The 21,061-nt window shown below is 26.5% G+C and carries 18 protein-coding genes, 1 tRNA gene and 1 rRNA gene; 4 read left to right on the plus strand and 16 right to left on the minus strand.

From position 1 onward, the window contains the following. Positions 1-59 precede the first annotated feature (59 nt). Positions 60-1,181 (plus strand): glycosyltransferase family 4 protein, encoded by a 1,122-nt coding sequence (locus RGC78_RS09710; protein ID WP_252216252.1) that lies wholly within the window; start codon positions 60-62, stop codon positions 1,179-1,181. Positions 1,182-1,183: 2 nt separating this feature from the next. On the opposite strand, the gene RGC78_RS09715 is transcribed toward RGC78_RS09710, so the two are convergent. From RGC78_RS09715 to tsaD, 6 genes are all read right to left on the minus strand, one after another. Beyond that, positions 1,184-2,320: an ABC transporter substrate-binding protein gene (locus tag RGC78_RS09715; RefSeq protein ID WP_252216249.1), complete on the minus strand. Its 1,137-nt coding sequence runs from the start codon at positions 2,318-2,320 to the stop codon at positions 1,184-1,186. 25 nt (positions 2,321-2,345) lie between these two features. Beyond that, a complete protein-coding gene (gene eutH, locus RGC78_RS09720) occupies positions 2,346-3,428 on the minus strand; it encodes an ethanolamine utilization protein EutH (RefSeq protein WP_252216246.1) in 1,083 nt (360 codons plus the stop codon). Positions 3,429-3,742: 314 nt separating this feature from the next. Beyond that, entirely contained in the window at positions 3,743-4,159 is a 417-nt protein-coding gene (locus RGC78_RS09725; protein WP_252216243.1) for a carboxypeptidase-like regulatory domain-containing protein, read from the minus strand. Between the two features lie 162 nt (positions 4,160-4,321). After that, positions 4,322-5,509, minus strand: coding sequence for a S1C family serine protease (locus RGC78_RS09730; protein ID WP_252216240.1), 1,188 nt, complete (start codon positions 5,507-5,509; stop codon positions 4,322-4,324). 161 nt (positions 5,510-5,670) lie between these two features. Then, positions 5,671-6,675, minus strand: a complete 1,005-nt coding sequence (locus RGC78_RS09735; protein ID WP_252216237.1) for an alpha/beta fold hydrolase — start codon at positions 6,673-6,675, stop codon at positions 5,671-5,673. Positions 6,676-6,677: 2 nt separating this feature from the next. Further along, positions 6,678-7,697, minus strand: a complete 1,020-nt coding sequence (gene tsaD / locus RGC78_RS09740) for a tRNA (adenosine(37)-N6)-threonylcarbamoyltransferase complex transferase subunit TsaD (RefSeq protein ID WP_252216234.1) — start codon at positions 7,695-7,697, stop codon at positions 6,678-6,680. A gap of 320 nt (positions 7,698-8,017) precedes the next feature. On the opposite strand from tsaD, the gene RGC78_RS09745 reads away from it, so the two are divergent. Beyond that, complete coding sequence (locus tag RGC78_RS09745; RefSeq protein ID WP_309556547.1) at positions 8,018-8,635, plus strand: RusA family crossover junction endodeoxyribonuclease; 618 nt, start codon at positions 8,018-8,020, stop codon at positions 8,633-8,635. A 15-nt stretch (positions 8,636-8,650) separates the two neighbouring features. After that, positions 8,651-9,214 (plus strand): GDSL-type esterase/lipase family protein, encoded by a 564-nt coding sequence (locus tag RGC78_RS09750; RefSeq protein WP_252216226.1) that lies wholly within the window; start codon positions 8,651-8,653, stop codon positions 9,212-9,214. Here RGC78_RS09750 and RGC78_RS09755 read toward each other — a convergent pair. Together RGC78_RS09755 and yedF are read right to left on the minus strand one after the other, a co-directional pair. Next, positions 9,211-10,167: an NAD(P)/FAD-dependent oxidoreductase gene (locus RGC78_RS09755; RefSeq protein ID WP_252216223.1), complete on the minus strand. Its 957-nt coding sequence runs from the start codon at positions 10,165-10,167 to the stop codon at positions 9,211-9,213. The genes RGC78_RS09750 and RGC78_RS09755 overlap by 4 nt on opposite strands. Before the next feature lie 30 nt (positions 10,168-10,197). Then, positions 10,198-10,776 (minus strand): sulfurtransferase-like selenium metabolism protein YedF, encoded by a 579-nt coding sequence (yedF, locus tag RGC78_RS09760; protein ID WP_252216221.1) that lies wholly within the window; start codon positions 10,774-10,776, stop codon positions 10,198-10,200. Between the two features lie 183 nt (positions 10,777-10,959). On the opposite strand from yedF, the gene RGC78_RS09765 reads away from it, so the two are divergent. After that, positions 10,960-12,810 (plus strand): LTA synthase family protein, encoded by a 1,851-nt coding sequence (locus tag RGC78_RS09765; protein WP_252216219.1) that lies wholly within the window; start codon positions 10,960-10,962, stop codon positions 12,808-12,810. Between the two features lie 204 nt (positions 12,811-13,014). Here the strand turns inward: RGC78_RS09765 and RGC78_RS09770 are convergent, their stop codons facing one another. From RGC78_RS09770 to RGC78_RS09805, 8 genes are all read right to left on the minus strand, one after another. After that, positions 13,015-14,358 carry a TldD/PmbA family protein gene (locus RGC78_RS09770; RefSeq protein WP_252216218.1) on the minus strand — a complete coding sequence of 448 codons (1,344 nt, stop codon included), beginning with the start codon at positions 14,356-14,358 and terminating at the stop codon, positions 13,015-13,017. Between the two features lie 3 nt (positions 14,359-14,361). Continuing rightward, positions 14,362-15,744: a TldD/PmbA family protein gene (locus RGC78_RS09775; RefSeq protein WP_252216217.1), complete on the minus strand. Its 1,383-nt coding sequence runs from the start codon at positions 15,742-15,744 to the stop codon at positions 14,362-14,364. 269 nt (positions 15,745-16,013) lie between these two features. Then, a complete protein-coding gene (locus RGC78_RS09780; protein ID WP_252216213.1) occupies positions 16,014-17,471 on the minus strand; it encodes a hypothetical protein in 1,458 nt (485 codons plus the stop codon). Further along, a complete protein-coding gene (locus RGC78_RS09785; protein ID WP_309556548.1) occupies positions 17,468-18,865 on the minus strand; it encodes an ATP-binding protein in 1,398 nt (465 codons plus the stop codon). The genes RGC78_RS09780 and RGC78_RS09785 overlap by 4 nt, the downstream gene beginning before the upstream one ends. A gap of 4 nt (positions 18,866-18,869) precedes the next feature. Continuing rightward, entirely contained in the window at positions 18,870-19,559 is a 690-nt protein-coding gene (locus RGC78_RS09790) for a response regulator transcription factor (RefSeq protein ID WP_252216211.1), read from the minus strand. 104 nt (positions 19,560-19,663) lie between these two features. Next, positions 19,664-20,611: a polysaccharide deacetylase family protein gene (locus RGC78_RS09795; RefSeq protein WP_252216209.1), complete on the minus strand. Its 948-nt coding sequence runs from the start codon at positions 20,609-20,611 to the stop codon at positions 19,664-19,666. A 183-nt stretch (positions 20,612-20,794) separates the two neighbouring features. Then, positions 20,795-20,869 (minus strand) — tRNA-Asn (locus RGC78_RS09800). Positions 20,870-20,928: 59 nt separating this feature from the next. Beyond that, positions 20,929-21,061 (minus strand): 23S ribosomal RNA (locus RGC78_RS09805); the annotation flags it as partial.

Genomic DNA, 21,061 nt, shown 5'->3' on the forward strand with positions numbered 1-21,061 from the left:
TTCACAAAAACCAAGTTAATTTAATATCTTAGTTATATATGTATGTTAAGAGGTGTTTTATGGAAATTGCTATAGATGCTCGTAGTTCTACATTACATCAGGGGACAGGTATAGGAACTTACACTAACAATCTTATATCTAATATGTTATCTGTAAATTTTGAAGATAATTTCACTTTATTTTGTTCTGGAAAATTTAATAAAGACTTTATTAATAAAAACACAGATATTATATATTCTTCAGGAAAACATTCTAGTTTTTATGAAAAATATTATATTCCAAATATATTAAAAGAAAAGAAGATAGATCTTTATCATATTCCTCAAAATGGAATTGGGTTGGAATATTCTAATGCATATAAAAATGTGGTTACTATACATGACCTAATTCCTTATATAATGCCTGAAACAGTTGGAAAAGGATATTTGGAACGCTTTCTTAAAGATATGCCTGAAATCATTTATAATTCAGATGGTATACTTACAGTTTCTGAATATTCAAAGAAAGATATATTAAAGTTTTTTAATGGTTATCCTGAAGATAAAATATTTGTAACTCCACTTGCAGCTAACTCTAAGTTTAAACTTTTAAATAAAATAAATTGTAAAAATTATTTAAATACAAAATTTAATATAAATCAGCCATTTGCTTTGTATATAGGTGGATTTAGTTCAAGAAAAAATGTTTTAGGAGTTATCAAAGCATATATGAAAACATATAAAGATTTTAAAAAGCCCTATAAATTAGTTTTAGTTGGTGGATTAAAAGATGAGGGTGAAAAATTATTAGATTTTGTTAAAACCAATAATTTAGAAGATAATATTATTTTCCCTGGATATGTAAGCGATGATTTATTGCCTATTTTTTACAATGCATGTGACGTGTTTTTATATCCTTCTTTTTATGAAGGTTTTGGACTGCCTCCATTAGAAGCGATGAGTTGTGGAGCTCCCGTAATATCCTCCATTCTCTCTTCAATTCCTGAGGTAACTTCCAATGATGCAATACTTATTAACCCTTATGATGAAGAATCTTTAAAAAATTCATTGGTTGAAGTCCTGAATAATGATAGTTTGAAAGCTGAATTATCAAAAAAAGGATATAATAGAAGCCTCCAATTTACATGGAGGCAAACAGCAATAAAAACATTAGATGCTTATAAAAAAATTATACAATCTTAAGCTTAATCTAAAAGTTCATTTTTTATTTTAATATATTTATCATATTGTTTCATAATTGGAGCTCTCTCTTCTATGTTGCTCATTACAACGAGAGGGCTTTTTCCTGTGAAATTTTTAATTGTATCTTCTGTTTTTATATTTTTATAAGTATAAAGAAAACTAGAAAAAAACTTTCCTTCTTGAATATAATCCATTGACACTTTCGTATTAGTTATTAAATATGTTATGAATTTTTCTACTAATTCAGCATTTTCTTGCTCATCATCTAAAACTATTAAATTATCTCCTTCTTCACAATAAAATCTATTAGTTCCTAGACTTATGCTTGGGGGATTGATTGCAGTCCATTCGCACTCTACATCCAATGCTTTAAGCTCTCTCATTGCATCAATTGAAGATATCCTAGCCAAGAATTTTCCATCACTATTTAAATTTAATATATTATTATTTCTAAGAGTATCTATTCTTTCTTTAACTTCATTTTTTATAACATCTTCTGTCTTGTCCTCATCTATATATTGCATAATAATCAAGCTAACCAAGTCCTCATAATCACTTCCTGTAGCATTTAGAATCTGAACAGTGCCATTGCTTTTGTTATATATATCAACACCTAATTTTATAAAATCATCCCAAGTGTTAATATCATCACTACTATAGCCATACTCTCTTAACATATCAGTTCTTATATATAATACCATTGGTTTGGAGTTTAATGGAACTCCCATTAATTTATCATCTATTCTAACTTGATTTATTCTGGACTTTGAAAAATTTTTAGAATATGTATCTAAAATTTTTTTCATATCCTTATATTTAATATTATTATTTTCATTTAAATTTTCAAATTCTAATCTATTTAATAATAATATATCAGTAGATTTATACTTATTATATTTTTCCTTGTTTAATGTTTCACTATAATCATCAATACTATTAATCTCTATATGAACTTTATTATTATCTTCCATGAATTTATCACTGCATTGCTTTAAGTATTCATATGAATCTTCTTTTACAAAAACATTTATGTACCCCTTAACTTTTGGAGTATTATCATCTTGGATGTAAAGTACACAAGATATAATGATAATTACAGTTACAAAAAAAGTTAAGCAATATTTAAGTATATTTCTCATTATTCACACCTCTAAATATTTAACATTATTTTTTATACTTTTGCTCATATTTTAAATAAGTTAAAGCAAAAAGTACTGCTAATATACCACAAAGTAATTTTATAAAAATATATATAGACAATAACTTTGGAGCTACACTTGATACATACCCCATTTGACCTCCAAGTACATACGCACCTCCAACTGAAAATGCTGTACAAATAATTTTACCTCTATCATCTAGTTTATCGAAATTTGAAAATATAACAATTGCTGAAGCTAAACTTCCAATAAGTGCAGCAATAGAATTCAAATTGATATTAAAAAGTTTACTTATTCTACTTAAAGGTTTGCTTAATGATCTTTTTATTACTTCTAACATCACATATGCACCGCCTAAAAACAGAGCTATTCTTCCAACAATAGTAATTACTTCTTCAATAGGCATAATATTATTTAAAAGCTTTATTCCTGAAATAGAATATACCCCTTGTATGATTAATCCTATTATACTTATAAACATTATCATTTTTCCTAAATATTTAAAAATTATTATTAGTTTTTTGGGTCTAAAAATTATACCTAATGTTAAAATTATTGAGAGTAATATTACAGGAAGTAAGTTATAAATTAAAGTGTACACTTGTACCCTTAACATTATTCCTCCAATAAATAAACCTAAAGGCATTGTTATAATTCCACATAAAATCCCCTTAAATACTATTTCCATCATTTCTTGTTTCACTAAACCTACAGCTAATGGTAAAGTAAAGCTAATAGTACAGCCTAAAATTGATGACATTAATATCCCTGAGAAATTCCCCATAGAATTAGATAATGCTAATTCATTAGATAAATTAAAACCACCCATATCAATTGCTATTAGACTTGCTGGAAATATAGATGCATCTAAAGATAGTTTTTGTGCTATTGGTGTTAAAAAGTTAGTTAAAACCTCAGCTAAAAATGGTGTTAAAGACAATATACCAACCATAGATATAGCAAGCGATCCCATTGTTTTTATGCCTTCTTCAAAGTAACTAGATACTTTTAATTTATCTCCTTCTATATAGTCAATAGCACCAATTAAAAAGAAAAATGCTATAATACTTAATACTATATTATTCATGTTTTTCCTCCATATTTAAATTAAATAACTAAAATCCATAATACTCCTTATTTTATAAATTATTGCTAAGAGTATTTAAATTCTAAACATCTAAGCTTTGTCCCAGTTAATGGTATAAATATTTCAAATTTAGACGTAATAAAAAGTCTATCTAATACTAACAATTCTTTTATATGGAATCAATATTAAGTATAACATAAAAAGTCTCCTTTATTATAAAAGAAGACTTTTTATAAACAAAACTCAACTATATTAATCTATTTTCCTAGCATAATTAATTCTAAGTTAGTTTCTTAATTACAATTAGAAATTATCTATCTGCAATGATGACTATGATTGCTTCCACAGCCACTTGAATTATCTTCTGAATCATCACTTGTACCATTTACGCCTATACAAGATCCTTCATAACAATCAACATCTAGTGGAGCGTATCTAATTGAAACATTATCTTTGTATACTTTTAACATATATCTTTTACCTGGACATAAAGGTCCAAGTAAAAATTGACCGTATTTATCAGTAAAAGTGTGAGTTAATGGAACTGGGGTTTTTTGTCCACATCCAGTAACTTGTAATAATTTAACTACTGCATCAGCTACAGCAGCGCCATTTTCATCTATTACTGTTCCATAAATACAACTTCTTCTATCTTTTGATAATCTAATTACCGCATCAATCTGTTCATTTTCTCTAGGACAAATAGAACATACACTTATTCTTCCGCTCATTATTTTTACCTCCAAAAGTTTATTTATGATAATAAAATATGACTAAAGCTTCCATTTTGTGAATATTTTATACAGTATTTATTTTTTTCTCTTATAAAATAAGTATATATATTAAAAAATGCCATGCTTAATTAAAAAATTAAACATAGCATTTGGAATAAACTAATTAGATTTTTCTTCTAATATAATTTCTAAATCAACATTTTTTCCGTCTCTTACAACCTGAATTTTAACTTTATCTCCTACTTCTTTTCCTGACTTTAATTCTTTTAATTCATTAAATTTTGTAATGTTTTTTCCATCAAATTTAGTTATTACATCTCCAACTTTTACTCCTGATTTTTCTGCTGGTGAAAATTCTTCAACACCTGCTACATATATTCCTTCTGGTAAATCATATCTTTTAGCAAGATTATTATCAATCTCTCTTACTTGTATTCCTAAATTTAATATAGGCTTAGATAATGAATCCATCTTTTCTTTTACTTCATTTATTGGAATTGCAAATCCCATACCTTCAACACTAGTTCCACTTAATTGAGTACCTATTTTCATTGAATTTATTCCTATAACTTGACCTTTAGAATTAACTAATGGTCCACCACTATTACCTGGGTTTATAGCTGCATCTGTTTGTATAAGATTAACACTAGTTCCACTTTCACTTGCTACATTTCTATTTACAGCACTTATAACACCTTGTGTAAGTGTTTGTGCAAACTCCTTTGAAAGAGGTGTTCCAATTGCTATAACTTGATCTCCAGGGAATAAAGCATCAGAATCTCCTAGTTCAGCAACTGCTGGAACCTTAGTTCCATCTTCGACTTTAATCATTGCAACATCTTTTGCTTCATCATAATTTACTACTGTTGCATTAACTTCTTTTCCATCACTTAACGTAACTTTTACCTCATTTGCACCTTTTATAACATGATTATTAGTTAATATATAACCATCCTCATTTATAATAAATCCAGATCCAATTCCCTCAACTTCTTGTGGAAAAAATCCAGAATTTGATAATCCTTTTGTAGATACAATTACAACTGCAGGTGCTACTTTATTAAATGCTTCCGTTGTAGAAAGTGTCCCTGAAGATGTTTCTTGAGTAAATATTGATGGGGAATAATTTTTATATTGTGCAGCAGAAATATTATCTTTAACTAATAAGTACGTTATTCCACTACCGAAAATTCCACCAACTAATGCAATTACTAATGAAGTTGCTACACTGGCAATTGTTTTTTTTCTTTTTTTCTTTTTTTTCTGTATATTATTGTCTATAAAACTCTCATCTGTATATTTAATTTCATTTTCATTTACATCTATAAAATTCTCTTTATTATCCATAATAAATTCCTCCTAAAATTTTTATATTTATCTTACACTCTTAGTATAAAGTTATTTTGTGTCAGAAAAATGTCAATATAAGAATATGGGACATTAATATATGTACTACATATTAATATCCCATATTTTTCATTTATTATTTAATAATCTTAATATTAGTTTTATGAATTAACTTTTTCTATTTTTTTTGCCTTTTTTATTATATTATTAACGCCATCCACAATACTTTGTTGATCATGTAATGCATATGGACTGCTCAATATTGAAGACTTATATACTGTTAATAAAGAATTCTCTATAACTTCATCTGATTCAGAAGTAATGTTATTGCTTATTATATATGTTGGTTTAATTTTTATTATGTTATCAATCTTTGTATTAATATCTTTTTTACATAAGTTTCCTATCTCATCATATATTGCCTTAGTATAATTTTTTTTATTTTTATGTATATTAATTTCTTCTTTTGCTCCATTAGGTAAATCTTCTATATCAATATTGCTTTTTATTAATCCTAATTTGTCACTTAACTCTGTAATATAAAAATAACTTCCTATAAATCTTAATTTAGATTTATAATACTGCCACTTTATAGATTCTGAATATTCTTTACTGTTCACTAAATCATAAGATAATGGATTTATCAAGACAAGACCTGCTACTAGTTCTGGATATTTTTCTGTAAAATTCATAGAAATTAAACTTCCATATTCTTCACTAACAAATACATATGGTTCGCTAGCACCAGATTTTTTTAATAAATTTTTCAAATCTTCTGCTTGTTCCTCTGGTGTTCTTCGTTCACCAGAATCACTAAATCCATATCCTTTTCTGTTATATACAAATGTTTTAACATCAGCATCACGTTCTAGTTTTTTACAAACTTCATCCCATTGATATATGTTACTCCCAATTCCTCCATCAAAGACTATAGTATATGATCCTGTTCCCTTAATTTTATATTCTAATTTCTTAGTCTCTACTCTAACATATTTTAAACTTGCCTTTAATTTTTCATTTGCAATAAAATTGCTTATGGATTGCACTAAAAAGCCAGTTATAAGAAAAACAATTATGATAATTAATGCTCTTCTTAAAAAATCTAATAAATTAAATTTAGGTGATTTAATTCTTTGAAATCCATTCGAATGAGGCAATAAATTCATATTTAACGTTCTCCCAACTTCAAATTAGGCTTTGCATTTATATCAAAAGAAGAAACATAATTTTTTTCATAATTAAAATATGCTGCACTTCCTATCATAGCTGCATTATCTGTGCATAATACTGGCTCTGGAAATAAAATTTCAATATTTTTTAATGCACCCTCTTTTTTTAGAGTTTCCCTTAAACAAGAATTAGATGCAACACCACCTGCTATAGCTATTTTATTAACATTTTTTTTCTTACAAGTTAAAAATACATTATCTTTTAAAACATCTATAACGGCTTTTTGAAATGAAGCAGCTACATCAGCATTGTTAACTTCAATCCCCTTCATCTTAGCTTTATTCAAATAATTTAATACAGCAGATTTTACTCCACTAAACGAAAAATCTAATGTGTCTTCATGGAACTTAGCTCTTGGGAAAGAAATAGCATTAGGATCTCCTTCTTTTGCTAATTTATCAATTTTAGGACCTCCTGGATATCCAAGTCCTAAAGATCTTGCTACCTTATCGTATGCTTCTCCTACTGCATCATCTCTAGTTTTTCCTATAACTTCAAAATCACAAAAATCATTAACAGAAACTATAAAAGTATGTCCTCCTGATACAACTAAAGATATAAATGGTGGCTCTAAGTCCTTATATTGTATGAAGTTTGCACACATATGACCTTCTATATGATTTACTCCAATTAATGGTTTTTTAGCTGCAAAAGCCAATCCTTTAGCATATTGAAGTCCAACTAAAAGTGCCCCTATTAAGCCTGGTCCATAAGTGACACCTATGGCATCAATATCATCTAAAGAAACACATGCATCCTCTAAAGCTTTTTTCACTACATAATCTACTATTTCAATATGCATTCTAGATGCAACCTCTGGTACCACTCCACCAAATTTTTTATGAGTATCTATTTGTGTAGATATAACGTTAGATAAAACTTCTCTTCCATTAACAACAACTGCTGCTGAAGTTTCATCACAACTTGATTCTATTGCTAAAATTAATTTTTTATCCATAATTAAATACCTCTTTTATTTAATTCAATTACTAAATCTATATTTATTAGTTATATTTTATAAGAGTGTGATATATACATAAGCAAAATAAACTGAGTAATTAAGCTAATATCAATTTTCTTATTGTATATATCAACACATACTTAAAACATATTCTATTATTAAAACATTATGTTCAAATACAGATTAACACAAATATTATACTGTATCTAACATATATTATCAATTTTTGATTATTGTATAAGTTACCATTATACTATATATTTTTATATAGTATAATTATATTTTAATGAAATTTATATAAATATTAAGGAGTTTTTATGACAACCTATGCTAAAGTAATTGTTAATGGTTCACCAATAACAAAATCAAATTTTAAATTACATAATACTAATGGACGTGCTATCTTACCTAGTAATTCTGGTAAATATCATGATAGATATGCTATATATGAGCAAGAAATTGCTCTTATTGCTAGAAGTCAAAATCCAGATATTATATTAGAAGAAAGTTTAATAGCTATACTAAAAGTTTATTATAAAAGTGAAAAACGTCATCCAGACACAATAAATATAACAAAAAGTATATTTGATGGAATAGAAAAAAGTGGTCTTATCATAAATGATGCTCAGATTACTAGAATAATCGTCGAGGAATATTATGATAAAGAAAATCCTCGCTTTGAATTAGAACTATTTGCCGAAAGTGAATATGAAATTAATTACTCCATAAATAAAAAATCAGTTTTAGGTAATCCTAAATTATACTCTCCAATAAAGAAAAACGTATTAAATCCAAATACTAACAAGAATAAAGATATAGAAACTAACAAAAATCTTTGTACAATTTGTAATACTATACTAAAAACAAATGATTACATAAAAGCAGATGGTGGAAAAACACTGATATGTAAAAAATGTTTCAATAAATTATTTTAAAGGTGGGTTTGTTTTATGAATAAACATATAGATATAATATTTTTAGGTGATAGTTTAACTTTTGGATATGGTATTCCTAAAAAAGATTCTTGGGTTTATAAAATTCAAAACAGCCTAAACTTAACCTCACTAAACAAGGGCTGTAATGGTGATACAAGTACAGGAATGCTTACTAGATATTATGAAGATGTAATAAAATATACTCCTAATAAAATATTTATTATGTGTGGTAGCAATGATTTACTTTTAGGAAGAACTGTAAAATCAATAATTGAAAATATAGAATTAATGATACAAGAAGCTTTAGAAATCAACTCTAATGTTATCATAGGCATTCCACCTTCAATCATAGGAAATATGGCAAATGAATTATTTTCATATTCACCTTTTTATAGCTATGCAGAAAAAAATTTAATTAATTTAAAAGAGGAAATAATTAATTTAACTATTAACTATAACCTCTCTTTTATAGATTTCTATTCAATTACTTTAAATAATAGTGATATATATTTAGATGGAATACATCTTAATTCTTTAGGAAATGACCTTATGTATAAAAATGCTATTTGCTATTTCTAATTTATTTTTTTAATATATTCTGCTGATTTTATTCCACAATTAATACCATCTGTTTCTTCCATTATAAGAGCTAGCTTTCCATAAATTAAATTACCACAAGCAAAAATTCCTTCTTTAGAAGTCTCAAACTCTTTTGTTTCTGGAACAAATGTACTTTTATTAATATCTATTTTTAAATTTTGAGCAAGTTTATTTTCTGGTCTAAATCCAACTGATAAAATTAAAGAATCACATTCTATTTTAGAAGTTACATCTTCTTTTAAATTTAGTACTTTAATTTTATTTATTCTTTTATTACCGTAAATTTCTACAACTCTAGAATTTTCTATAATTTCTATGGAAAATCCATCTATTAAGTTTTCAATTTCTTCATCTATTAATTCTTTGATTTCATCTTCAATTATTATTGCTTCTACACTGCCACCTTCAATTAAAATACGTCTAGCTACTAAAAATCCCCATTTATTTTTAGCAATTATCACTGTTTTCTTGCCTGGAAGATACCCTTCTAAATTAATTAATCTATGTGCAGATCCTAAAGTAAATATTCCTGTTAATCCATGAGTTGGAACCATAACACTTCCTGTATATACTTCTCTTGATCCAGTTGCTAGTATTATTGCTTTTGCATATACTTCTTTACTTCCTTCTATTGAATTAACATAAGTTATTTTTTTATCATCTACTATGTCTATAACATTTGTGTTAAGCTTAATATCTATATTAAATTTTTTTAATTTTTCTTCAATAAAATATACATATTCAGGTCCAGTTACTTTTTCTCCTAAGAGTTTTTCACCAAATGCATTATGAATACATTGATTTAATATTCCTCCTAAGCTATGTTCTCTCTCAAATATTAATATATTTTTTATTCCATTTCTCGCTGCACCTAAAGCAGCAGTCATACCAGCTATTCCTCCACCAATTACAATTAAGTCATATTCTAACATTATATTTCCTCCAAATATACAAATCACATATTATAATTTTACTAAGTTATTAGATTCATTTATTATATCTACTATATCAATCATATCGATAATTTCCGAAAAATTATTAGATATATTTAACTTATAATACTCTAAAGATTTATCATGTACAAATACACTTACACCTTCTTGATATAATAATTTTATATTTTCTAACCATCCAGTATTCTCTGGTAATTCTTCAAACACTTTTACACCTTCATTTAAAAATATAATATTTTTAGGAAGTTTTATAGCATCACTTAATGCATTTAAATAATCATTTAATAGAATTTTTCCTAATTTAGAATCTCCTGTTCCAAACTTATCTGATGTTATTAAAACTGAAAATACAGTTTCATCTATTGCCTCTAAACATCCTCTTTTTTCTATAAATACCTGAACATTTTCATCATTTTCTTCTACATCTACATGATATCCTAAATTCATAGCAAAATTAACTATATTAGAATTATCAGATTGTTTTTCTATAATAACTATTGCTTCACCTTCTCCTATAGAATTGAAATATTTTTTTACCATTCTTATAGTTTTAGGAAAAGACAAACCTCTGCAATCTATTTCTTTCATAAAATTTCTCCCCCTTAGTTTATATTAAGTATAAAATTAAGATAAGATAATTATATCATGTTTAATTTTATATGGGTTGTTTGATTTATGTATTTATGTATAATATAAGATGTTAACTCTTTGATAATAATTATTGTATTAATTTTATCATTTTTTTATTAATTCGTAGATTGAGGTGAATTTATGCATTCTTACAAAAATAAAATTATTAATGTACTTAATAAAAATACACTAAACCAATTAATATTATTTTTATTTCCATTAGTTGCTATAGTACTTAAATGTATATTCTTTCAAGGATTCATTACAGGAATCAATCCTTATAGTTTTGATTATAATGTTGGTTATGAATATGCTAGACCATTCTTAAATTATTATCTAGCTTTCGTCTTAATATTCATAAGTTTTTCACTTTTATTTAAAGGAAAAGCAAGGATAGTATATATTTTCATAATAAACATTTTATTAACTGCAGTTATTGTCTTAGATGTTTGTTATTTCAGAGGATTTTTAACAGTTCCTTCTGTTCTTATTGCTACTCAAACAGCAAATTTAGATAATTTATCTGGTGCAATATATTCTATGTTTAGTCATTTAGACTTTATCTTTATAATAGATTTATTTGTACTAGGAATTTATGTTTACTTTACTAGAAAATATGTATCTGAAATAAATAAAAGAGCAATTAAAACTTTCCTTGTAACTTTTATTATGCCAATATTATTTATAGCTTATGTTCCTTTTAATATACATATTCTAAATAATAAAGATGTTAAGGACGCTTATTTATATGATAATTACGATCCAACAAATACAGCTAGATATTTTTCACCAATAGGATATCATGTATTTGACTTATATACTGTTTATCGTGATTCAAAACCATATAAATTCACAGCTGAAGATGAAAATAATTTAAATAAATTATTTGAAATGAAAAATGAAAACTTACCTAACAATGATTATTTTGGTATATCTAAAGGTAAAAATTTAATTTACATTCAAGTTGAATCTTTAGAAAGCTTTGTTATAAACAAAAGTATTAATGGAAAAGAAATTACCCCTGTATTGAACAAATTAACATCTGATGGTTTCTATTTCCCTAATGTATTTGAACAAGTTAATGAAGGTACAAGCTCTGATAGTGACTTAATGGTTAATACATCTATGCTTCCATTAAGAAGAGGAAGTACTTTCTTTAGATATCCAAATGCTACTTACAACTCTTTACCTAATATATTAGAAGAAGAGGGATATAGTAATATTGCTATACATCCTGATAAAGGATCATTTTGGAATTATTCTGCTGGACTTAAAGGAATAGGATTTGATAAGTTTAATGATTACTATTCATTCAATGCAGATGAAACAATTGGAATGGGAATAAGTGATGGAAGCTACTTTAAGCAAGTTGTTCCAATGTTAAAAGAACAATCTAATCCATTTTATGGTCTAACAGTAACATTAACAAGTCACGGCCCATTTGATATACCAAAAGATTATAGAGAATTAGGACTTGATCCTGAATTAGATGCTAGTGAATTAGGTGGATATTTTGAAAGTTTACACTATACAGATGCTCAAATAGGTAACTTCTTAAAATTACTAGATAGTGAAGGATTATTAGAAAATAGTGTAATAGCTATTATGGGCGATCACACAGGAGTTCATAAATATTATAATAATGGAATTGAAAAGTTATCTAATAAAGAAGATTGGTATTTAGATACTGGTAATCCTGTAGTTCCTCTTGTAATTTATGATACTTCTATAAAAACAGGTAAAACTTTTGATTTATATGGTGGACAAATTGATGTTATGCCAACTTTACTTTATATGCTTGGCATCGATAAAGAAAAATATCAAGACACTGCTTTAGGAAGAAATCTGCTAAATACAAATAAATCATTTTCAATCTTAACAGATGGTACAATAAAAGATCAAAACACCCTTTCTGATGAAGACAAAGAAACATACAAAAAAATATTAGATTTATCAGATAAAATGATAAGGGCAAATTACTTTAAAAAATAATACTCTATATAATTAGGCTATCTTTTTGACACCTATTCAAAACATAGCTAAATAAAAAATAGAAGGACTACAAAATTAGTCCTTCTATTTTTTATGTCTATTCAATAAATCTACTATATTATTAATATCTTTTTAAATAAATGTTAATATTTTAGTATAATTGCGTAGTGGCATTGGAATTTACTTTATAAGACAATATATTATTTATTTTCCTGCTATTGATAATTCCTTTATAACAACGCATGGTGAACCTACGCTACTCATAGGGAATTTTAAATCACTTCCTATTTCCTCTACATCTTTAATTAGTGTAAAGAAGTTTCCTGCTACTGTAATTTGTTCTATTGGGAATGTCTTCTTTCCATTTTCAATCATAAATCCCTTAGATGCTAAAGAAAAATCTCCAGTAACGGAGTTAGCACCAGAATGAAGGCCCGCAAATTCAGTTATTATTACTCCGTTATTAACCTCTTTACATATGTCTTCAAAGTTTTTCTTTCCTGGTTTTATATAAAAATTTGTTGGACTAATCCCTACTATTGATGCATAAGATGATTTAAATCCATTACCTGTAGATTTAACATTAGCCTTATGTGCTGTCTTTAAATTATATAATAATGTATTTAGTTTCCCATTAGTTATAACTTCTTTTTTATAAGTTGCAACACCTTCATCATCAAATGCCGTTGTTCCAAGTCCATCTTCAAGATGAGGATCATCTATTAACGTTACTTTATCTGAAGCTATAATTTCTCCTTCTTTACCTTTTAATAAAGATAGTCCTTTTTGTGCTTGTTCAGCATTAAAAATTCCTGAAAAAGTTCCAAGTAATGATACCATAGCTTCATTATTTATAACCACTTTATATTTTCCTGATTCTATGCTTCTTCCACCAATTCTTGAAAGAGCCTCTTCTAGTCCATCTTTAGCTAATTTTTCTGGATTAATATCAGATTCTCCCTTTGCAATAACATATCCCATGCCATCATATTTTTCATTATTATCTTCAATTATTGGAACTACGTAAGCTGTTAAGTGATTTCTTGAAGTTGATAAATCCAAACCCTTTGAATTTAATATTCCATAACTAGATTTTCCATATCCTATTCCGCAGCCACCAAAATTAACGACTTTATCACATTGCTTTTTACATTCACTTTCCATTTCTAAAGCTAATTTTATAAGCTTATCAGGTTTTATATTATCCAATTCATCCTTATAACAATTGATTTCATTATACTGACTATCACCGTCATATATAAATTGAGTATCATCATTTTCTATAACTAAAGCTGCACTTTTAGCATTTTCTATAAGAGTATCTATAGAATTTTCATCTAATATCTCTGTATATGAATATCCCATTTTATCATTTATTTTTCCTCTAAATGATAATCCAAATGAATTGTTTAATTTATATTTTTCAACGTCTCCATCATAAATATTTATACTTAAACTTTCTGCATCAGAATAATATATTTCACATTCATCAAATCCTGATTTTTTAGCTTTACTCATTAATTTCTCTTTAAACAAATTAAATTCCATGTACTATCTACCCCCAACTGTCATTTTCTTAACTCTAATCATAGGTTGACCTACATTAGTTGGAATACTTCCTGAAGAAGAACCACACATTCCTTGAGCTAATTCTAAATTATTACCCACCATATCAATGTCCATAAGAACTTCGCTACCTTTTCCAATAAGACTTGCACCCCTTACTGGTTCCTTAATAACACCATTCTTAACTAAATATCCTTCTTGTACAGCAAAGTTAAATTCTCCAGTTACAGGATTAACTGAGCCTCCGCCTAACTTCTTAGCATATAAACCATCTGAAATTGATTTAATTATCTCCTCTGGGTTATCTGTCCCATTTGCTATATACGTGTTAGTCATTCTTGAAGTTGGTTGATATTTATAACTCTGTCTTCTAGAACTACCAGTTGGTTTCATATTCATTCTTCTACCATTTAATTTATCAATCATATATCCTTTTAATATACCATTTTCAATTAAAATATTTTTTTGAGTTTTATTACCTTCATCATCTATATTAAGTGATCCCCAAGCATTAGGTATTGTACCATCATCTATAGCTGTTACTTTAGTTGATGCTATTTGCTGTCCTAATTTATTAGCAAAAACAGAATTACCTTTAGCAACAGAACTCGCTTCTAATGCATGACCACATGCCTCATGGAATATTACTCCACCAAATCCATTATCTATTGCAACAGCCATATTACCTGCTGGACAATTTTTTGCATGAAGCATTGTATGAGCTATTCTTGCTGCTTCTTTTCCATGATATTCAGGATCTATATTTTCAAACATTTCAATTCCCATATGTCTTCCTGGCCCCTCAAATCCTGTTTGATTCTCTGATCCTTTAGATGCTATAGCATTTATTCCAAGTCGTGTTCTTATTCTTTTGTCTTCTATATATAATCCGTCACTATTAGCGATTAAAATATTTTGTTCCTTATCACCATAGCTTGTTATAACCTGTGAAATTTCACTATTATAATTTTTAGCACTATTATAAGCTAACTTTAAAATATCTATTTTTTTATTATAATTTACATCCTTAGGATAAAACATTATTGGATGTATTGTTTGTATCTTTTTCTCATTTATTATAATATTCTTTTCCTTTTCATTTGCATTCCCTAAAGCTAATGCTGCTCTATAAGCTGTTTCTAATAAAGAATCTAAACTATTATTATTTGTATATGCATATACGCTCTTTAATCCTTTAAAAATTCTAATTCCAATACCATAGTTTCTTCCACCTATAGCATCCTCTACTTTTCCATCTATTAATGATATGGAATTATTTACAGAATCATCTTCAAAAATTTCTGCAAAATCCCCCCCAGTTACTAAGCATCTTGCTAATACCTGTGATACAATGCTTTTTGTTAACATATAAATCCTCCCTCATATTTTCAATCTTTTATATAATAAAACTTCTTATTACAATACAATTACTATAATAATTTAAACTATACTACTCTTATATTCTCATATTATTTACTATAATACTATGCCATATTATAGTAAGTCTATCTTAATTTTAAATTTTACTTTAATAGTTTTTATATATAATTTATATATTATCTCATTTTAGCATTCCTAAGTTCAATTACTCAGTCCACTTTGCTTATGCATATATCAACACATTACTAAAACAGATCCTAATTTAAAAATGGTTTTGCCCAAGTATCAACATAATCTCCTATGCACCATTCAGCCATTATAATTTGATCATTTTTATCCATTTCTATTATATCAAGTGGAACATTGTTTATTTTTGAATTTTGAATTTCATCTATAAGCAAACCTTGTTCAGTTAAAATTAATGCTATTCTTTTGTTAGGAGATGTAAATGCATCTTTAATTCCTGGAAGTTCTCGCTTTAATGTTTTCCATGGAATTAAAAGAGAATCATAATTTACTAACTTCTTATTTTGTTTTAAATTTAAATTATAATCATATCCACTTCCCTCTAATCCATAAGCAGGTGATATTTTACCAATAACAGTCCATTTTCCATTTACTCTTTTAAGAGAAAAATTGCTGTAATTCATATATGGACTATATTTTTGTTTCTCTTCATTAGAAAAATTATTAACAATATTATCATAAGCTTGGTTAAAAGCTTTATTAACATCAATAGTAAATATATCACTTATAACAATTGGTATATTAGACGTTATGTTATCTATTGGTAAAACCTCATATTTAGCATAATCACCATTGAAATTATTACCTTCATATACCTCTGTAGCCACATAATCATTACCAACAAAATTTATACTTATATATCTATTTTTATCTATACTTTCTAAATTTTTATTATCATTATTAATAAAATCTTTATTATTAATTGGCTTAGCATCAAAATATTCATAATAATAATCATTTTTATTTATAAATTTTTTATTTATGTTCCAAATCCCATTCATACGAGGAACTATTAGACCTGATTTATCTCTTATAGGTTGTAATTCTCCATTTTTAAATGAAATATATAATGTCTTATACTCTTCTGTGTTATTTTCTTTATTTTTTGATTTTATGCCTAGATAAACTCCAACTGGATAATCATAATCATTAATTAATTTATTTTCTGCCTTATGTTCTTCATTTTTTGTATCATTTTCTACAACATCATTTATTTCATCAATAAAACTAACATTATACAATGCTCCATTGTAAAATATAAATCCATCTTTATCCGTATTCTCTATAAATTCAAACATTATATTATTATTATTAAAAATTGATATAACTTCATAATTTTCTTTGTCTAGGTTAAGATCTCTTATACTATATTTTTCTTCATATGAAATAACATAATCATCTTTAACTAATTTTAATTTGTATGAAATATTTCTATACTCAACATTCTTTAGCTTTATATATTCATTACATATTTCAATATTTTCTCCTACAGAAAATTTTTTATTACTAATAGAATATATATCATTATCTAAAATTTTATAGTCATTTATTTGCCAAACGCCTTTAATACTTAAAGATTTATTTTCTGGTGCTTTAATTTTATAAATTTTATTTTGTGCCACATCATTACACCCTATTATAAAAAAAGATATAAAAACAACTAAAAATATATTTATAAATTTTTTCATAAATCTGTCTCCCTTGTATTAGGAATTGATATAGTAACTCTAGTCATCTTCCCTTCTTCACTTACTATATCTAAATATCCATTGTGAAGATTAACTATTTCTTCACAAATAGATAATCCTATTCCGTTTTGAGATTTTGAATTAGCACCCTTATAGAATTTCTCTTTTATTTTTGGTAAATCACTTTTACTTATTCCACAACCATTATCTTCTACTATTATTTTTAAATCTTTTTCTCCTTGATTAAAAATAACACTAACATTCCCACTTTTATCTACAAACTTAAATGAATTATCTATTAAATTTATTAGAACTTGCTTCATTCTATCTATATCTAAATAATATATTTTGTTATCTAAATTAGATAATACATTAAAGTTAATGCATTCTTTTAAAGCTCTAGGTATCATATAATTTTCTATATATTCTATTAATTCCATTATATTTACCTTTTCTCTCTTTAATTGCATTTTCCCATTTATAAGACGTGAAAAATCTAATAATTCTTCTACCATATTAGATAATCTATCTGTTTCTTTTTCTAATATATTAAAACCTAATTTAAATGTATCTTCATCAGTATTATTATCTTGAAGGGTTATTACCCAGCCTTTTATAGAAGTTAATGGCGTTCTTAATTCATGGGATACAGATGATATAAAATCATCTTTTAACTTTTCTCTTTTTATAATTTCTTCTGCCATATAATCTAATGTATTGGCAAGTTGAGCAACTTCGCCTTCTCCACTTATATTATTTCTAACTTTTAAATTTCCATTAGCCATTTTTTGTGAAATATTAGTTAGCCTTTTTATTGGATTTATAATTTTATTTGATAAAATTAAACTAATAATTATTCCTAAAAGCAATACAAATATAGATATTAACATAAAAAAGAAAAATATACATTTTAATTCATTATTAACCTCTTCTAAAGATATAACATATCTAATTATTCCTATCACTTCATTATCATTTAATAGTGGCTCTGAAACAGACATTACCTTATAATTGCTATAGCTTACATCACCAACATAGCTCCCACTTTCACCATTAATTGCTTTTTTAACATCAGGTTTTTCATGCAAATTATTATCATAAACTCCTATTGAATCCATTAGTAAGTTTCCGTTTTCATCTAATATTTGAACCTCAGCATTACTTTTATTCCAAAATGAATCAACATTATCATATATATTTTCAATCAAACTTGATTTATATAAGTATTTATTATAAAAATTAGTTGCTATTTCTATTTGATTTCTTAGTAAAGTTTCAGCATTATCATAATAATATTTTTTTACAAATGTACCTAAAAGTACATTCATACATATAACAGTAAATAATATCAAAAATATAAAACTTCTAATTAGTGTATTTTTAATACTTTTCATTTTATTATCCTTTCCATCTATATCCCTTACCCCATATTGTCTCTATAAATTCTGGTTCTGACGGATTATCTTCTATCTTAGCTCTTAGGCGTCTAATATTAACGTCTATTAACTTAGGATCACCAAAATAATCATATCCCCATATTAAATTTAAAAGCTCATCTCTTGAAAATGCTTTATTCGGATTTTTTAAAAATAATTTCATGAGTAGATATTCTTTTGGGGTGACATCTATTTCTATGTTATTTTTAAATAATTTTTGCGAATATAAATCTATTATGAATGGTTCCCTAATTAGCTTATCAATATTTTCTTTATCATTATTTTCGTCGCCAATTCGTCTTAATATTGCTTTAATTCTAAGAATTAGTTCTAATGGATTAAATGGTTTTATTATATAATCATCAGCACCATATTCTAATCCCATTATTTTATCCATATCTTGAGTACGCGCTGTAAGCATTATAATTCCTATTTTAGGATACCTTTTTCTCAATTCATCGCATACTTTAAAGCCATCTATACCTGGAAGCATAACATCTAAAATTGCTAAATTAATATTAAATTCTTCTGCTGCCTTAAGCCCATCTTCACCCGTTCCTGCTTCTATCACTTCAAAATTATTTCTTTTTAAATTTATTTTTATAAATCCTCTTATACTTTCTTCATCTTCAACTAATAGAATTTTAATCATAAATAAGTACCTCCTATCTACATTATCCCTATTTATCTTTTTCTTATAATAAAAAAGAGACTTCAAAAGCCTCTTTATATATATTTATGAAAATAACATTAAATTTATTTTATACTTTTAAGTTCATATCCTTGTTCTCTTAGATAATCTATTACTTGTGGTAATGCTTTGGCAGTTTCTTGTTTTCCTGCTGCGTCATGCATCAATATAACTGCTTTTTCTCTTCCAGCAACACTTTTCTTTACTTCTTCTAATAATTCAGAAGCAACTTTTGTTTTTCCTTCTGCATCCTTAGATAATGCATTCCATTCAATATAACTATATCCACCTTCTTTAAGCTTTTCTTTTATTGTATCTTGGCCTTTCCAAGACATAAGACCACCTGGAAATCTAATAGTTTTAGTTACAAAATCTTTTCCTAAAACTTGTCTAAATGTTTCATTATTTTTTTCTATATCACTCATAAAGTTTTCAATACTTACAATTCTATTAGGATATAAGTAATGATAATCATGTGAATATGTGTGACTAGCTACTGCATGTCCATCTTTAACTATCTCTTTTAACAACTCTTTAGTTCTATCGCTTTCATTTATAGATTTTCCTAATGTAAAAAATGTAGCTTTAGCATCTTTATCTTTTAATACTTTTAATACTTCTGGAGTTACACTTTCTGATGGACCATCATCAAAAGTTAAGTATGCAACCTTATGACCATTAGCACCTTCAGGCATCTTACCAATGCTTTGCTCATATAAGTATTTTTCTACAAAAGCTGCTGAATCAGCATTAGGATCTTCTTCTGCAGTTAAATATCCTGAGTTGTCTAATTTATTCTCTTCTACAGGAGTACCCTCTGATTTATTTTCAGTTACAACTTCATTATTATTACTAAGTTCACTTGCATCAGCATTAATACTTTTACTATGCATATATTTAGCTGATAACATTCCAGCTACTACCACAACTAAAACTATTGAAGAAAATAAAATTATTTTCTTTTTTTTATTTCTTCCAGCACTTCTTCTTCTATGATTAATATTATTACTCATTTACTGTTATCCCCCATAATCTTTTTATTTCAATATAGTTTGTCCATTTTTTAAGTTAATCAAATTACTACACGTATAATTATATAATACAGCATTTCTGTTTTTGTTACAAAATTATTACATATATAGATAATTTAAGACAATAAAAAAAAGCCGATCAAATCGACTTTAACAATATCAAATTGGCTCCGCGAAGAGGACTCGAACCTCCAGCCTATCGGTTAACAGCCGAGTGCTCCACCATTGAGCTATCGCGGAATATAATTGAAAGATTGTTCTTTCAAAATTGCACATAAAATGTATATAATAAATATGTATTGGTCAAGCCCTCGACCTATTAGTATCAGTCAGCTAAATATGTTGCCATACTTACACCTCTGACCTATCAACCTTGTAGTCTTCAAGGGGTCTTACTAGCTTACGCTATGGGAAATCTCATCTTGAAGGAGG

It is taken from the genome of Clostridium aquiflavi (genome assembly GCF_031344075.1).
Taxonomy (GTDB): Bacteria; Bacillota; Clostridia; order Clostridiales; family Clostridiaceae; genus Clostridium; species Clostridium aquiflavi.

What these genes read in the sequence shown, in the direction of transcription:
- RGC78_RS09710 (WP_252216252.1), top strand. Translation starts at nt 60, where the DNA reads ATGGAAATTGCTATAGATGCTCGTAGTTCTACATTACATCAGGGGACA.
- RGC78_RS09750 (WP_252216226.1), top strand. Translation starts at nt 8,651, where the DNA reads ATGAATAAACATATAGATATAATATTTTTAGGTGATAGTTTAACTTTT.
- RGC78_RS09780 (WP_252216213.1), bottom strand. Translation starts at nt 17,471, where the DNA reads ATGAAAAAATTTATAAATATATTTTTAGTTGTTTTTATATCTTTTTTT.
- RGC78_RS09790 (WP_252216211.1), bottom strand. Translation starts at nt 19,559, where the DNA reads ATGATTAAAATTCTATTAGTTGAAGATGAAGAAAGTATAAGAGGATTT.
- tsaD (WP_252216234.1), bottom strand. Translation starts at nt 7,697, where the DNA reads ATGGATAAAAAATTAATTTTAGCAATAGAATCAAGTTGTGATGAAACT.
- RGC78_RS09725 (WP_252216243.1), bottom strand. Translation starts at nt 4,159, where the DNA reads ATGAGCGGAAGAATAAGTGTATGTTCTATTTGTCCTAGAGAAAATGAA.
- RGC78_RS09730 (WP_252216240.1), bottom strand. Translation starts at nt 5,509, where the DNA reads ATGGATAATAAAGAGAATTTTATAGATGTAAATGAAAATGAAATTAAA.
- yedF (WP_252216221.1), bottom strand. Translation starts at nt 10,776, where the DNA reads ATGAAAGAAATAGATTGCAGAGGTTTGTCTTTTCCTAAAACTATAAGA.
- eutH (WP_252216246.1), bottom strand. Translation starts at nt 3,428, where the DNA reads ATGAATAATATAGTATTAAGTATTATAGCATTTTTCTTTTTAATTGGT.
- RGC78_RS09795 (WP_252216209.1), bottom strand. Translation starts at nt 20,611, where the DNA reads ATGAGTAATAATATTAATCATAGAAGAAGAAGTGCTGGAAGAAATAAA.
- RGC78_RS09775 (WP_252216217.1), bottom strand. Translation starts at nt 15,744, where the DNA reads ATGTTAACAAAAAGCATTGTATCACAGGTATTAGCAAGATGCTTAGTA.
- RGC78_RS09785 (WP_309556548.1), bottom strand. Translation starts at nt 18,865, where the DNA reads ATGAAAAGTATTAAAAATACACTAATTAGAAGTTTTATATTTTTGATA.
- RGC78_RS09765 (WP_252216219.1), top strand. Translation starts at nt 10,960, where the DNA reads ATGCATTCTTACAAAAATAAAATTATTAATGTACTTAATAAAAATACA.
- RGC78_RS09735 (WP_252216237.1), bottom strand. Translation starts at nt 6,675, where the DNA reads ATGAATTTATTGCCTCATTCGAATGGATTTCAAAGAATTAAATCACCT.
- RGC78_RS09770 (WP_252216218.1), bottom strand. Translation starts at nt 14,358, where the DNA reads ATGGAATTTAATTTGTTTAAAGAGAAATTAATGAGTAAAGCTAAAAAA.
- RGC78_RS09745 (WP_309556547.1), top strand. Translation starts at nt 8,018, where the DNA reads ATGACAACCTATGCTAAAGTAATTGTTAATGGTTCACCAATAACAAAA.
- RGC78_RS09715 (WP_252216249.1), bottom strand. Translation starts at nt 2,320, where the DNA reads ATGAGAAATATACTTAAATATTGCTTAACTTTTTTTGTAACTGTAATT.
- RGC78_RS09755 (WP_252216223.1), bottom strand. Translation starts at nt 10,167, where the DNA reads ATGTTAGAATATGACTTAATTGTAATTGGTGGAGGAATAGCTGGTATG.